This window comes from Microtetraspora fusca (assembly GCF_001570365.1).
Taxonomy (GTDB): domain Bacteria; phylum Actinomycetota; class Actinomycetes; order Streptosporangiales; family Streptosporangiaceae; genus Microtetraspora; species Microtetraspora fusca.
On sequence record NZ_BBYK01000039.1, the window covers coordinates 67,434 to 80,589 of the forward strand.

15 protein-coding genes are annotated in these 13,156 nt (G+C 70.9%); 11 read left to right on the forward strand and 4 right to left on the reverse strand.

Going from position 1 to position 13,156, the window contains the following annotated elements; all coding sequences use genetic code 11:
* The gene (locus tag AWQ68_RS03310) at positions 1-966 is read right to left on the reverse strand and encodes a TIGR03557 family F420-dependent LLM class oxidoreductase (RefSeq protein ID WP_066934446.1); all 966 of its coding nucleotides are present in this window, start codon (positions 964-966) and stop codon (positions 1-3) included.
* A 138-nt stretch (positions 967-1,104) separates the two neighbouring features.
* Between AWQ68_RS03310 and AWQ68_RS03315 the strand changes: the two genes are divergently transcribed.
* From AWQ68_RS03315 to AWQ68_RS03335, 5 genes are all read left to right on the forward strand, one after another.
* The gene (locus tag AWQ68_RS03315; RefSeq protein WP_066934448.1) at positions 1,105-1,998 is read left to right on the forward strand and encodes an ABC transporter ATP-binding protein; all 894 of its coding nucleotides are present in this window, start codon (positions 1,105-1,107) and stop codon (positions 1,996-1,998) included.
* Positions 1,998-2,765, forward strand: coding sequence for an ABC transporter permease (locus AWQ68_RS03320; protein ID WP_066934451.1), 768 nt, complete (start codon positions 1,998-2,000; stop codon positions 2,763-2,765). The genes AWQ68_RS03315 and AWQ68_RS03320 overlap by 1 nt, the downstream gene beginning before the upstream one ends.
* 131 nt (positions 2,766-2,896) lie before the next feature.
* A complete protein-coding gene (locus AWQ68_RS03325) occupies positions 2,897-4,078 on the forward strand; it encodes a sensor histidine kinase (protein WP_066934453.1) in 1,182 nt (393 codons plus the stop codon).
* Complete coding sequence (locus AWQ68_RS03330) at positions 4,075-4,680, forward strand: response regulator transcription factor (RefSeq protein ID WP_066934457.1); 606 nt, start codon at positions 4,075-4,077, stop codon at positions 4,678-4,680. The genes AWQ68_RS03325 and AWQ68_RS03330 overlap by 4 nt, the downstream gene beginning before the upstream one ends.
* A 47-nt stretch (positions 4,681-4,727) precedes the next feature.
* The gene (locus AWQ68_RS03335) at positions 4,728-5,282 is read left to right on the forward strand and encodes an AAA family ATPase (protein WP_066934460.1); all 555 of its coding nucleotides are present in this window, start codon (positions 4,728-4,730) and stop codon (positions 5,280-5,282) included.
* Between the two features lie 17 nt (positions 5,283-5,299).
* On the opposite strand, the gene AWQ68_RS03340 is transcribed toward AWQ68_RS03335, so the two are convergent.
* The gene (locus tag AWQ68_RS03340; RefSeq protein WP_066934463.1) at positions 5,300-5,722 is read right to left on the reverse strand and encodes a hypothetical protein; all 423 of its coding nucleotides are present in this window, start codon (positions 5,720-5,722) and stop codon (positions 5,300-5,302) included.
* Between the two features lie 149 nt (positions 5,723-5,871).
* Here AWQ68_RS03340 and pip point away from each other — a divergent pair, with 149 nt between their 5' ends.
* The 6 genes from pip to AWQ68_RS40410 all read left to right on the forward strand — a co-directional run bounded on the left by pip (position 5,872) and on the right by AWQ68_RS40410 (position 10,665).
* Positions 5,872-6,834 carry a prolyl aminopeptidase gene (gene pip, locus AWQ68_RS03345; RefSeq protein ID WP_066934466.1) on the forward strand — a complete coding sequence of 321 codons (963 nt, stop codon included), beginning with the start codon at positions 5,872-5,874 and terminating at the stop codon, positions 6,832-6,834.
* 51 nt (positions 6,835-6,885) lie between these two features.
* On the forward strand, positions 6,886-7,617 hold the full coding sequence (locus tag AWQ68_RS03350; RefSeq protein ID WP_066934469.1) for an MOSC domain-containing protein: 732 nt from the start codon (positions 6,886-6,888) through the stop codon (positions 7,615-7,617).
* Positions 7,618-7,699: 82 nt separating this feature from the next.
* Entirely contained in the window at positions 7,700-8,452 is a 753-nt protein-coding gene (locus AWQ68_RS03355; protein WP_066934472.1) for an SAM-dependent methyltransferase, read from the forward strand.
* Between the two features lie 173 nt (positions 8,453-8,625).
* Positions 8,626-9,810, forward strand: coding sequence for an acyltransferase family protein (locus tag AWQ68_RS03360; protein WP_084463604.1), 1,185 nt, complete (start codon positions 8,626-8,628; stop codon positions 9,808-9,810).
* Between the two features lie 142 nt (positions 9,811-9,952).
* Positions 9,953-10,147, forward strand: coding sequence for a DUF5999 family protein (locus tag AWQ68_RS03365; RefSeq protein ID WP_066934475.1), 195 nt, complete (start codon positions 9,953-9,955; stop codon positions 10,145-10,147).
* Entirely contained in the window at positions 10,144-10,665 is a 522-nt protein-coding gene (locus AWQ68_RS40410) for an ATP-binding protein (RefSeq protein WP_157544836.1), read from the forward strand. The genes AWQ68_RS03365 and AWQ68_RS40410 overlap by 4 nt, the downstream gene beginning before the upstream one ends.
* On the opposite strand, the gene AWQ68_RS03380 is transcribed toward AWQ68_RS40410, so the two are convergent.
* Positions 10,654-11,082: a nuclear transport factor 2 family protein gene (locus AWQ68_RS03380; protein WP_066934482.1), complete on the reverse strand. Its 429-nt coding sequence runs from the start codon at positions 11,080-11,082 to the stop codon at positions 10,654-10,656. The genes AWQ68_RS40410 and AWQ68_RS03380 overlap by 12 nt on opposite strands.
* A 92-nt stretch (positions 11,083-11,174) precedes the next feature.
* The gene (gene rhaD / locus AWQ68_RS03385; RefSeq protein WP_066934485.1) at positions 11,175-13,130 is read right to left on the reverse strand and encodes a bifunctional rhamnulose-1-phosphate aldolase/short-chain dehydrogenase; all 1,956 of its coding nucleotides are present in this window, start codon (positions 13,128-13,130) and stop codon (positions 11,175-11,177) included.
* Positions 13,131-13,156: the final 26 nt, after the last annotated feature.

Genomic DNA, 13,156 nt, shown 5'->3' on the forward strand with positions numbered 1-13,156 from the left:
TCACAGGCTGCGCAGCGTGGCCAGCAGCTCCCGCTCCGCCCACTCGAAGAACTCCTTCTGGTGCTCGTGCCCGATCTGGACCAGGGCGACGTGGGTGAACCCGGCGTCCGTGTACTTGCGCACCGCCTCCACCACGGCGTCCACGTCCGCGCCGCAGGGCACCTTCTCCGCGACGTCCTCGGGCCGTACGGTCCCGGCGTACGCGTCGAAGTTCACCGGGGCGGGCAGCTCGGCCATCACCTTCCAGCCCGCGGCCGACCAGCGCCACAGCCGGTGGGCCCGCTCGACGGCGGCCTCCCGGTCGGTGTCGTAGGAGATCGGGAGCTGGCCGTAGACCGGCTTGTCCCGGCCGCCCTCGGCGAAGAACTTCGCGACCAGCTCGGCGTCCGGATCCACGGTGACCAGGCCGTCCCCGTACTCGGCGGCGATCTCGCCGGACTGCTCGCCCGAGGCGGCGATCGCGATCGGCACCGGCTGGTCCGGCAGGTCGTACAGGCGGGCCGAGTCGACGTCGAAGTGCGCCCCGCGATAGCTGGTGTAGCCGCCCTCGAACAGCTCCTGGATGATCTCGATGGCCTCCCGGAACATGTCGTGCCTGGTGTTGACCGGCGGCCAGCCGTGGCCGATCACGTGCTCGTTGAGGTTCTCGCCCGCCCCCAGGCCGAGCGTGAACCGCCCTTCGGACAGGACGCCCACCGTGGCGGCCTTCTGCGCGACCACCGCCGGGTGGTAGCGCATGATCGGGCAGGTGACGTACGTCATGAGTGGCAGCCGCTGCGTCGAGACGGCCGCCGCGCCCAGCACCGACCACGCGTACGGCGCGTGCCCCATCTCCTCCAGCCAGGGGAAGTAGTGGTCGGAGATTACGGCGTAATCGAACCCGACCCGCTCGGCCGTGACCACGTCGTCGACGAGCTGCCGGGCGGGCGTCTGCTCGGTCATCATCGTGTACCCGATTTGCACCATGGGGCACGAATACCCATCTCGCGCCCGCCCTCGCCGGGGCGGACGGTCTCTTTGCCGGAACCGGTTCCTGGGCAGTTCCGGGGCAAGTCGTGAATTTTTCACTGCCGCCGTGCGGCGCGGCTCCGAAGAATCGGAGCCATGGAAGCAATCCAGGTGGACGGGCTCAGGAAGAGCTACGGCGACTTCGAGGCGGTCCGGGAGATCTCCTTCTCCGTCGCCCGGGGCGAGATATTCGCCCTGCTCGGCAGGAACGGCGCGGGCAAGAGCACGACGATGGAGGTCCTCGCCGGGTTCCAGCGCCCCGACGGCGGCACCGTACGGGTGCTCGGCCTCGACCCGGTGAAGGACCGGGCCAAGGTGCGCAAGAGCACGGGGATCATGCTCCAGGAGGCGGGCTTCTTCCCCGACCTGACCGTGGCGCAGACGGTGGACTCCTGGCGGCAGCTCGTCCCGGCCGCCCGGCCGCGCGCCGAGGCCCTGGAGTTGACCGGGCTGACCGGCAAGGCGGGCACCAAGGTGCGCCAGCTCTCCGGCGGCGAGAAGCGGCGGCTCGACCTCGCGCTGGCCACGCTGGGCCGTCCCGACCTGCTCTTCCTGGACGAGCCGACGACGGGCATGGACCCGGAGGCGCGCAAGGCCACCTGGGACGTCGTCACTGACCTGGCGGCGCACGGCACCACCGTCCTGCTCACGACGCACTACCTGGAGGAGGCCCAGCGCCTCGCCTCCAGGATGGCGATCATGGACAGGGGCGCGATCGTGGCCGCCGGAGGCATGGCCGAGACGCTCGCCGCGCAGACCGGGCGGGTGGCGTTCGAGCTGCCCGACGGCGTGGAGATCCACGACCTGCCCGTGGAGGCCACGGCCGTGGAGGGCGGCACCGTGATCTGCCGGGTGCCCGACCCCGACGTGGCCGCGCAGACGCTCCTCGGCTGGGCCGGCGAGCGCGGACTGCGGCTGCGCGGCCTGGAGGTCCGTACGGCGACCCTCGAAGACCTGTTCCTCGATCTGGCGAGCAAGGAGAACGCGTGATGACGGCTCGTGAGACCCTGGCGGTCGCCCGCCTCGGCGGCCGGATCTACTGGCGGGACAAGCAGGCGCTGACCGCGACCGTGCTGACCTCCCTGGGACTCGGCATCGGCCTGCCGGTGCTGATGGACCGGGTACGTGCGGGCGACCCCTCGGTGGTGGCCGCCCAGTTGCTCGGCATGCTGGCGGTGGTTCTCACGCTCAGCGGGTTCAACCAGAGCGCCGTCTCGCTGACCGCCCGGCGCGACCAGCTCGTCCTCAAGCGGCTGCGCGCCACCGGGCTGAGCGACGGCGCGGTGCTCGGCGGCGAGCTGCTCAACATCATGGTCCAGGGCGTGCTGATCGCGCTGGTCACGACGGTGGCGGTGGTGAACCTCACCTCGGCTCCCGCGCCGCGCGACCCGATCCTGTTCGCCGTCTTCGTGGTGCTCGGCGCGGCCGTGATCACGCTGCTCGGCGCCGCCTGGACCGTGGTCATCCCCCGGGCCGAGGTGGCTGCCCCGATGAGCATCCCGTTCTTCATGATCGCCGGGCTGGGCGCCGGGGCCTTCGGGCCGATGGGCCAGCTCCTCCCCGGCTGGCTGACGACCGCGCTCGACCTGCTGCCCACCGCGGCGGTGGTCAAGGTGGGCAGGGCGACCTTCGCCGACGGCACCTTCGCCGACGATCTGCAGGCGGCGGCGGTGCCCCTGCTGATCCTGACCGTCTGGGCGGCCATCGCGCTCCTGGTGATCAGTCGCTGGTTCCGCTGGGAAGCGCGCCGGTCATAATCGAGCCGGTCGTCATCAAGTCCGGTCGCAATCAAGCCGGCCCGATCACGTCTGATCACGCCTGACCAAGCCTGATCGAGCCTGATCGAGCCGGTCATAATCGGGACGTCATGCGTATACGCTCGCAAACCTTGGCCATCGCCGTGGTCGGCACGATCTCGGTGGGGTTCACGATCAACCTGATCGCCTCAGTCCTGATGTTCGGCTCCCTGCCGCACGACGGAATCATGGTCGTCGCGATGGTCGCGTTCTTCGTCCCCCACTACCTCCATATTCGTGCGGCCCTGCGCGGACAGGCCTTCCGGGGGTTCCCGGTGGCTCTCCTCGTTCAGGCGGTGGCCACCTACGCGCCGTCCTTGGCCTTCGGCGGCATGTGGTACTTCTGGATCGCCCCGATGGTTCCGATCCTCATGGGCTCGGTGCTGCTCCGCCTGCGGTTCGCCGTGGCCCTGCCGATCGTGGCCTGCGCGATGGCCGTACACGCCTGGGTGTTCACGACCGTGCCGCCGGGCGGAAGCCTGTCGAGCGGGTTCTACTTCGCCATCACCGTTTTCGTCACCGGATTCGTGATCTACGCGGTGACCCGGCTCGTGGTCGTGACCAGAGAGCTGGAGCGGGCCCGCGCCGACCTGGCCGAGGCGGCGGTGCTGAAAGAGCGGCTGCGCATCTCCCGCGACCTCCATGACGGCCTCGGGCACAGCCTGTCTGCCATCGCGCTGAAGGGCGATCTCGCGCGGAGGCTGGTCGAGCGCGACCCCGCCGTGGCCGCCGGCGAGCTGGAGGAGCTCGTCCGGGTCGCCAGGGACGCCGCCCAGGACGTACGGCAGGTGGCCCGGGGGTTCCGGGAGATGTCGCTGTCGCAGGAGGTCGATCGCGGCGTGGCGCTGCTCGCGGCCTCGGGCGTCCGGTGCCACGTCAACCTCGCGGACGTCGAGGTGCCGAAGGTCGTGGGCGAGACCCTCGCCTGGGGCGTGCGCGAGGGGATCACCAACGTCGTACGGCACAGCCGCGCGACGACCTGTTCGATCACCACCTCCCTGCGCGGCCGGGCCGTACGCCTTGAGGTCGTGAACGACGGCCGCATCGAGGGGGACGGCGGCCCCGCCCCCGTCTCCGGCCGGAGCGGCGGCGGCGGCGGGCTGGCGGGCCTGCGGGAACGCGCGGAGCAGGTCGGCGGCTCGGTGGTCGCGGAGCGGGTCGGTGACAGCGGGTTCCGGCTCGTCATGGAGATCCCCGTGCCCGACGCGTCCTCCCTGGGGACGGCGGCCGGTCCCGGGACATCGGAGCTTTCCCAGCCGGAGGTGACCGGATGATCAAGGTGCTGCTCGCCGAGGACATGCATATGATCAGAGCGGCCCTGACGGCGTTGCTGCGCCTCGAATCGGACATCGAGGTGGTCGCCGAGGTGACCAAGGGTGACGAGATCGTCCCCGAGGCGCTCCGCACCCGTCCGGACGTGGCGGTCGTCGACATCGACCTCCCCGTCGTGGACGGCATCACCGCCGCGGCCGAGTTGCTCGGCCGCCTGCCCTCCTGCCGCGTCCTGGTGCTCACCGCGATGGGCCAGCCCGGGCAGGTACGGCGTGCCCTGCAGGCCGGCATCGAGGCGTTCCTGGTCAAGGACGCCCCCGGTGACCGGCTGGCGGACGCGATCCGCCGCACGGCCCAGGGACTGCGCGTCCTGGATCCGGAGCTCGTCGCGTCCGCGATGGAGTACGGCGCGAGCCCGCTGACTCCCCGGGAGGCGACCGTGCTCAAGGAGGCCGCCCACGGGGCGGCGGCGGAGGAGATCGCGGCACGGCTGCACCTCTCCCCCGGCACCGTGCGCAACTACCTGACCAGCGCGATCACCAAGATCGGCGCACGTAACAAGATCGACGCCATCCGGGTGGCCCAGGACGCCGGCTGGCTGTGACGAGGCGGCCCCGGGGCCGCACCGCGCGAGGACGAGGAGGCGGCCGGATGCCGGTCCGGGCAGGAGACCCAGCAGAGTTCGTCGTCATCACCGGAGGTCCCGGTTCCGGGAAGAGCACGCTGATCGACCGTCTTGAGGGCGCCGGGTTCGCGCGGTCGCAGGAGGCGGGACGCGCGATCATCCAGGACCAGACCGCGATCGGCGGGCGCGCCCTGCCCTGGCTCGACCCGGAGCTGTTCGCCGAGCTGATGCTCTGCTGGGAGCTGCGCTCGTACCAGATCGCGCGCGGCCACCAGGGGCCGGTCTTCTTCGACCGGGGAGTGCCGGACATCGTGGGATATCTACGTCTCGAAGGGCGCGCGGTGCCCGATCACGTGGACGCCGCCGCGCGGACCTTCCGGTACCACCCTCGCGTCTTCATCGCCCCGCCCTGGCCGGAGATCTACCGCCAGGACGTCGAGCGCAGGCAGTCGCTCGACGAGGCCGAGCGGACATACGCCTCCATGGTCGCCGCGTACACGGACTACGGGTACGAGCTGGTCACGCTGCCGCGCGGCTCGGTGGAGGAGCGGGTGCGCTTCGTCAGGTCGGAGATCGGCTGATCCGCGAGAAGTACGGATCAGTCGCAGCGGCCGAGCTCCTCGCAGAGGAGGCTGGCCCCGATGCCCACCAGCCAGATGTCCTTGGCGATGGCGACGCCCTCCTGCGTCGGCCGCAGGCTGCCCTCCTGGCGCAGGCCCGGCGTCTTCAGGTAGAGGCCCATCAGCCCGCCGGCGAACGCGGTGAGCGCCGCCCCGGCGACGACGGAGGGGACGACCGGGAGCACCAAGGCCACGCCGAGCGCGATCTCGCTCTTGGACAGCAGCTTGGCGAAGGTCATCGGTTCCATGTTCTTGAGGAAGGGATAGGTTCCGGACGCCATCCCGTGCAGCGCGGTGGCGGTCTCCTCGTCCACCGACGCCTTGCCGAGTCCCGAGTTCAGCATGAAGAGCCCGGTGGCCAGCCGTACGGGGATCTGGTGTGGCCGGACGAAAAGCCTCATGTCGCCCCCCGAAGAGTGATTTATCCGGTCTGTTCGCCCTACCCGGTGAGGTCGCCGCTATCCGCCGTCCGGGACGTTCATCGCGGCTCCCGCCCCCGGTCGGCTCCCGTCGCGGTCGGTACGGCCCTCGTACGGCAGGATGGCCGCTCATGAGGACGCTTTATCCGCCGATCGAGCCCTACGACTCCGGCCTGCTCTACGTCGGCCACGGCAACCGGATCTACTGGGAGGTCTGCGGCAATCCGGAGGGCAAGCCCGTCGTCATGGTGCACGGCGGCCCTGGAGGCGGCTGCACCGCCGACCACCGCCGCCAGTTCGATCCGGAGGCGTACCGGATCGTGCTGTTCGACCAGCGCAACTGCGGGCGCAGCCTCCCGCACGCGTCCGACCCCGCGGTGTCGCTGGAGGACAACACCACGGGGAATCTCATCGCCGACATGGAGCGGCTCCGCGAATTCCTGGGGATCGACCGCTGGATGGTCTTCGGCGGGTCGTGGGGCAGCGCGCTCTCCCTGGCGTACGCGCAGACCCATCCCGACCGGGTGTCCGAGTTGGTGCTGCGCGGCATCTTCACGCTGCGGCCGTTCGAGCTGCGCTGGTTCTACCAGGAGGGCGCCTCGATGGTCTATCCCGACCTGTGGGAGAGCTACGTCGCGCCGATCCCGGAGGACGAGCGCGGCGACCTCATCGCCGCCTTCCACCGGCGGCTGAACGATCCCGACCCGGCCGTACGGATCCCCGCCTCGCGGGCGTGGAGCGTGTGGGAGGGCTCGACCATCACGCTGCGCCGCGATCCCTCGATCGTCGCCAAGCACGCCGACGACGACTACGCCGTGGCGTTCGCCAGGATCGAGTGCCATTACTTCGTGAACGGCGGCTTCTTCACCGAGGGGCAGCTGATCCGGAACGTCGATCGGATCAGGCACATCCCCTGCGTCATCGTCCAGGGGCGGTATGACATGTGCACTCCGGCGATCACCGCCTGGGATCTGCACCGGGCGTGGCCGGAGTCGGAGCTCCACATCGCCGACGACGCCGGGCACTCCTACGCCGAGCCGGGCATCCTGGACCGTCTCATCGAGGCCACCGACCGGTTCGCCCGGCGCCGCTGATCTCCCGTCCTCACGTCGAGCGGCCGTCCCGGGCACTTCTAGGATCGAGGCATGTACCAGGGAACCGTGGACGGCCTGCACCGCTGGCCGGTCAAGTCCTTGCGCGGGGAGCGCCTCTCCGCCGCCCTCCTGGACCACCGGGGTCTGGCGGGCGACCGCGCGTACGCGCTGATCGACGAGCGCCCGACGCACGCGGGCAAGCGGCTCACCGTGCGCCAGTCGCCGCCGATGCTGGCCTGGGAGGCGGCCTACCCGGCCACCTGCGACGGCTCCCCCGAGCCGCCCGGCCCTCCGGTGCTCTACTCACCCGGCGGCGTGCCGTGGGCCTGGGACGACCCCGGTCTCCCCGACGAGCTGACGGAGTCGTACGGCGTGCCGCTGTCGCTGCGGGCGCAGGACGGCCAGCAGGATCGGGGCCCGACGGTGCTGGTCACCTTCGCGGCGTCGTTGCACGGCCTGGAGGAGGAACTCGGCGCGAAGGTCGAGCTGGAGAGGTTCCGCCCCAACGTCCACCTCACCACCGACGCGCCCGCGTTCGCCGAGGAGTCCTTCACCGAGGGCACGGTGATCACGCTGGGTGAGGCGGTCCTGGAGGTGACCGGCGACAACGCGGGCCCGTGCATCCGCTGCGCGGTGCCGAGCTGGGACCCGTACGGCCGGGAGCGCCGGCCCGAGCTGCAGAAGCATCTGATCGCGGCGCACGAGAACAAGTTCGGCGTGATCATGCGGGTGACCCGGCCCGGCACGGTGCGCACCGGGGACCCCGTGGAAGTCCGGCGGTAGCCGCCGCATCCCCGGTTTCGCAAGTCTCCCGTACGGCTTTATTCAGTGGCGTTCCCGACAAAGCGCACGAGACAGTGTGCGGATGGAACGTGACCTGATCAGCCACATCGCGCACGGCGACCACCCGATCGCCTCACCCATCAGCGAGGCGCACATCGATCGCCTGCTCACCCGGGCGAAGCTGCCCGAGGGCGCGCGAATCCTCGACCTGGGCTGCGGCGGCGGGGAGTGGACGCTGCGGGCGCTGGCGCTCTGTCCGAGCGCGACGGCGGACGGTGTGGACATCTCGGTGCACGCGCTCGACTCCGCCGCCCGAGCGGCGAAGGAGCGGGGCGTGAGCGACCGGATCCGCCTGCACCGGACGTCCGCGACCGAGTTCGGCGGCCCGGAGGGCGGCGAGCCGTACGACCTGGTGATGTGCATGGGGTCGACCCACATCTTCGGCGGGCTCGTCCCGACGATGGAGGCGGTCGCCGGTTTCCTGCGCCCGGGCGGCCTCGCCCTCGTCGGCGAGGGCTTCTGGGAGAGCCCGCCCTCCCCTGAGGTGGCCGGCCTGCTGGTCGACGACCCGGACGACTACGCGGACCTCGCCGGGACGGTGGCGCGGGCGGAGAGCGCGGGCTACGTGACCGTCTACGCGCACACCAGCGAGCGCGGCGAGTGGGACGAGTACGAGTGGTCCTGGACCGGCACCCTGCTGCGCTGGGCCGAGGAGAACCCCGGCCCCGACGGTGAGGCGGCGCGCGAGGCGGCGCTGGAGCACCGCGACATGTGGCTGAACGGCTATCGGGGCGTCTTCGGCTTCGTCTCGCTGCTGCTGCGCCGTACGCGGTAGGGCGGGGAATTCCGCACCACCCCGCACGGCCGTCGCGGAGGCTCTCGCGGCGCGGAGTCCGCGCCGCGAAAGCGACATTCTCCAGACCGGTCGATCTGATCACATCTCGTGCGATTTTCCGGAAATGGGGAACTGTTCGGCAATCACTAGCATCATCGTTTAATGTGACATAAGTGCCTATTGACGATCAGGTTGCCATAACCAGATACAGATGGCTCGACGCTCTTCGCGGGCTGGGCGCGACAGCGGTGCTGCTCGAACACATGACCTACCGCTTCCTGCCCGATCTCCGTCCGACCTGGTTCAACCTGGGGAACTATGGCGTCCTGGTGTTCTTCCTGGTCAGCGGCTACATCATCCCCGCCTCACTGGAGCGCAGGGGCGACGTGCGGGCGTTCTGGATCGGCCGGCTGTTCCGCCTCTATCCCCTGTACGTCCTGACCATCGCCGTCGTCCTCGCGATGACGCCGGTCCAGCCGCTGCGCGACAACATCGACCCCGTCGGGCACATCACGATGCTCATGGAGGTCACCGGCTCGTGGGCGTTCACCGAGCCGATGTGGACCCTTTCCTACGAGATGGTCTTCTACCTCCTCGTCACCGCCCTTTTCGTGGGCGGTCTGCACCGGCGCAGCACACTGTTCGCCCTGGCGTTCGCGGCACTGTCGGTGCTGGTGGCGTTCGTCATGCCGGCCCGGGGCCTGCTCGGCGGCCCGGTCGTGCCGGTCATCGTGCTCGCGGTGATCGTGGCGAGCCTCGGAGGCGTGCTGTTCGGCGCCGGGCGGGTCCGTACGGCCGGGGCGTTCGGATTGGGCGCCCTCGCCGTCGGGCTGATCGTGGTCGGCAGCCGGGTGCCCTGGCAGGGGGCGATGGTCCTGGCGGTCATGTTCACCGGCACGGTGATCTACCGCTGGGAGCGGGGCGAGATGTCGGGGATGTGGCCGGTCCTGGGCGTCGCGTTCCTGATCTGCCTGACGCCGTTCCTGAAGCCGGTGACGGTCAACGGCATGGCCAACCTGGCGACGGTCGCGCTGGCCGGGGGCACGTTCTGGCTCTTCCACGCCCTACGCGGGCGCCGGATCCCGTACGCGCTGGCCTGGCTGGGGTTGATCAGCTACTCCGTCTACATGCTGCACATGCCGGTGCTGCGGCTCTTCATGCTGGTCTCCGGCAACCCGCTCAGGTTCTCCTGGCCGGTCCAGCTCGGGCTCGGCCTCGCCGCCCTCGCGTGCATCTGCGGCGTGAGCTGGCTCACGTACCGCTTCGTGGAGCTGCCGATGCAGCGACTCGGGCGACGGCTGGCGAGGCGGCATCCGGCGCCCCTCATCCCCGCCCCGGAGCGCATTACCGTCTCTTAGCTCAGGTACGTAGATGCGAATACGTACCCATACGGGGGTTTATCCCCTCACGACCTGGGCGCGTCCCTCGGCATCCTGATGGTGGAAGAAAACCACGACGACCGGCCACGACCACCAGCGAGGATCTACCAAGGACACGACCATGTGCGAGCACCTGCCTTCCTGTCCTCCCGCCTCCGCCTCCGACCACGAGGCGGCCGTCCTGGTGGCCTACCACCCGGAACAGGGATGGGGACTGCTCTGCAACGGCGTGGTGGTCTTCGACGACAGCGGTGAGCTGCTGCCCGACGGGCGCAGTCTCCCGGCCGATCGGAAGCTCACGGGGTGTACGGCATGACCATCGACATCGCGACGGCGGGCGTTCGGAACGTCCCGTCGACTACTTTGTTCTCCGCGCGACGTAGCTGGGCCGTGAACTGGGACAGGTCGCAGGCCCCGGCCGAGGCCCCCCGCGGGCCGGAGCCGAGCGAGGATTTCACCGCCACCTGGGAACTCCCGCAGCGCCTGTCCTCGACGTGCATGGCCCGCCGGGTGACCCGCGCCCGGCTCTCCGCCTGGGGCCTGCCCGGCGAGACGATCGACATCGCCGAGCTGCTCGTCAGCGAGGTGGCCGGCAACGCGCTGCGGCACACCCACGGCCCGGTCCAGCTCTCCCTCTCCCTGGCGGACGGCCTGCTGCGGTGCGAGGTCGAGGACGCCGACCGGAACCCGCCGCGGCTGCGCGATCCGGGCCCGGACGACGAGCGCGGCCGGGGCCTGAACATTCTGCGACAGCTCGCCTGCTGCTGGGGCGCCGTCCCCACGTTCACCGGCAAGGTCGTGTGGTTCGAGCTGCCCGCGGACTCAAAGTTCTGATCCCGGCAGCAGCCCGAGCTGGGCGAGCAGCTCCAACTGGTCGAAGTAGAAGCGCAGGCTGACGATGAGCCCGCCCTCGACCGTGCACATGGAACAGCAGCGAAGCTGGATGGGGCGGCCGGTCCCGGGGATCGCCCGCCCGCCCGGCATCAGGTAGGTGCCCGCGTGGGTGCCCACCATCATCAGTTCCTCGGCCGCCAGGTCACCGTTGTCGACGGTCTCCCAGACCAGGGCGCGTACGTCGGGGAACGCGGCGAAGAAGTGCCCGATGTAGGAGGCGATCTCCTCGTGCCCCTCGGCGGGGCCCTCCGGGCTGATCCACACGGCCGCGGGGCTCACCACCCGTAACAGTGCGGCGATGTCGTGCTCGTTGAACGCGGCCGTGTGCCTGTTCAGGACCTCCCGGGCCTCCGTCATGGCGTCCCCCTTCCCGATCCGGCGACGCTCGAACGCGGAGGCCCGGCGACGGGGACGCCGCCCCTCGCGAGGGGCGGCGTCCCCGCGCTGTGTCAGCGGAGGAAGGCCGCCGCCACGCCGGCGTCCACCGGGATGTGCAGTCCGGTGGTCAGCGACAGGTCCCCACCGGTGAGCGCGAAGACCGCCGCCGCGACGTGCTCGGGCAGCACCTCGCGCTTGAGCAGAGTGCGCTGGCCGTAGGCGGGGTTGACGCCGTTGACCCGGATGCCGTGCTCGCCCAGCTCGGCGGCGAGCAGCCGCACCTGGTGCGCCTGGTCGGCCTTCGCCGCGCCGTACGCGACGTTGTCGGGGCCGGCGAAGACCGAGTCCTTGGACGAGATGGAGACGATGTCGCCGCCCATGCCCTGGTCGATCATGATCCGGGCGGACTCCCGGGAGACCAGGAACGAGCCGCGCGCCATGACGTCGTGCTGGAGGTCCCAGTCCTGGACGGTGGTCTCCAGCAGGGAGCGCGACAGCGACAGGCCCGCGTTGTTGACGATCAGGTCGACGCCGCCGAAGGCCAGCACGGCCTCCCGGAAGGCGGCGGCGATCTGCTCCTCGTCGGTCACGTCCACGCCCGCGGCGATCGCCACGTCCGAGGGCCGGTACGCGCGGGCGCCCAGCTCGGCGGCGACCTTCTCGGCGGCGGCGAGGTCGCGGTCGGCGACGACGACGCAGGCGCCCTCGGCCGCGAGTCGGCGCGCTGTGGCGGCGCCGATGCCGGAGCCGCCGCCGGTGACCAGGGCGATCCGCCCGGCCAGCGGCTTGGGCGCGGGCAGACGGCGCAGCTTGGCGTCCTCCAGCTCCCAGTACTCGATGCGGAACTTCTCCACCTCGGGGATCGGCGCGTACGCGGAGACCGCCTCGGCGCCGCGCATCACGTTGATCGCGTTGAGGTAGAACTCGCCGGCGACCCGGGCGGTCTGCTTGTCCTTGCCGAAGGAGAACATGCCGACGCCGGGGACCAGCACGATCGCCGGGTCGGCGCCGCGCATGGCGGGCGAGCCGGGGACGGCGTGCCGCTCGTAGTAGGCGCGGTACTCCTCGCGGTAGGCGGCGTGCCGCTCGCGGAGCCGCGCCACGGCCTCCTCGAACGGCGCGCCGGCCGGCAGGTCGAGCACCATCGGGACGACCTTGGTGCGCAGGAAGTGGTCCGGGCAGGAGGTGCCGAGCGCGGCCAGGCGCGGGTGCTCGGCCCGGGACAGGAAGTCCAGGACCTCGGGGGTGTCGGTGAAGTGGCCGACCTGGCGCACGTCGGTGCTCGCCAGCCCCCGGATGATCGGGAAGAGCGCGGCGGCCCGGGCGCGCCGCTCCTCCTCCGGCAGCGCCTCGTAGCCGGGCAGCACCGGCCCGAACGGCTCGGGCTTGCCGTGCTCGGCGATGTACGCCTCCGCGGTGCGGATGATCTCCAGCGAGTTGGCCTCGCACTGGGCGGAGGTGTCGGCCCAGGCGGTGATGCCGTGGCCGCCCAGGATGCACCCGATGGCCTGCGGGTTCTCCGCCTTGATCGCGGCGATGTCCAGGCCGAGCTGGAAGCCGGGCCGCCGCCAGGGCACCCAGACGACTCGGTCGCCGAAGATGCGCCGGGTCAGCTCCTCGCCGTCGGCGGCGGCCGCGATGGCGATGCCGGCGTCGGGGTGCAGATGGTCCACGTGCGCGGCCTCGACCAGGCCGTGCATCGTGGTGTCGATGGACGGCGCGGCGCCGCCCTTGCCGAAAGCGCAGAATTCGAACGCGGCGACCATCTCGTCCTCACGCTCGACGCCCGGGTAGACGCCGGTCAGCGCGCGCAGCCGGTCCAGACGGAGCACGGCGAGGCCGGCCTCGGTCAGCGTGCCGAGGTCGCCGCCCGACCCCTTGACCCACATCAGCTCGACGTCGGACCCGGTCGCCGGGTCGACGGCCGTGCCCTTGGCCGAGGCGTTGCCTCCGGCGAAGTTGGTGTTGCGCGGGTCGGCCCCGAGCCTGTGCGACCGGTTCAGCAGCTCTTCAACCGGCGAACTCATGAAATATCCCCCAAAGTGTGTCAATA

Coding starts and splice junctions, on each gene's coding strand:
- AWQ68_RS03310 (WP_066934446.1), bottom strand. CDS start 966: ATGGTGCAAATCGGGTACACGATGATGACCGAGCAGACGCCCGCCCGG.
- AWQ68_RS03315 (WP_066934448.1), top strand. CDS start 1,105: ATGGAAGCAATCCAGGTGGACGGGCTCAGGAAGAGCTACGGCGACTTC.
- AWQ68_RS03320 (WP_066934451.1), top strand. CDS start 1,998: ATGACGGCTCGTGAGACCCTGGCGGTCGCCCGCCTCGGCGGCCGGATC.
- AWQ68_RS03330 (WP_066934457.1), top strand. CDS start 4,075: ATGATCAAGGTGCTGCTCGCCGAGGACATGCATATGATCAGAGCGGCC.
- AWQ68_RS03335 (WP_066934460.1), top strand. CDS start 4,728: ATGCCGGTCCGGGCAGGAGACCCAGCAGAGTTCGTCGTCATCACCGGA.
- AWQ68_RS03340 (WP_066934463.1), bottom strand. CDS start 5,722: ATGAGGCTTTTCGTCCGGCCACACCAGATCCCCGTACGGCTGGCCACC.
- pip (WP_066934466.1), top strand. CDS start 5,872: ATGAGGACGCTTTATCCGCCGATCGAGCCCTACGACTCCGGCCTGCTC.
- AWQ68_RS03350 (WP_066934469.1), top strand. CDS start 6,886: ATGTACCAGGGAACCGTGGACGGCCTGCACCGCTGGCCGGTCAAGTCC.
- AWQ68_RS03355 (WP_066934472.1), top strand. CDS start 7,700: ATGGAACGTGACCTGATCAGCCACATCGCGCACGGCGACCACCCGATC.
- AWQ68_RS03365 (WP_066934475.1), top strand. CDS start 9,953: ATGTGCGAGCACCTGCCTTCCTGTCCTCCCGCCTCCGCCTCCGACCAC.
- AWQ68_RS40410 (WP_157544836.1), top strand. CDS start 10,144: ATGACCATCGACATCGCGACGGCGGGCGTTCGGAACGTCCCGTCGACT.
- AWQ68_RS03380 (WP_066934482.1), bottom strand. CDS start 11,082: ATGACGGAGGCCCGGGAGGTCCTGAACAGGCACACGGCCGCGTTCAAC.
- rhaD (WP_066934485.1), bottom strand. CDS start 13,130: ATGAGTTCGCCGGTTGAAGAGCTGCTGAACCGGTCGCACAGGCTCGGG.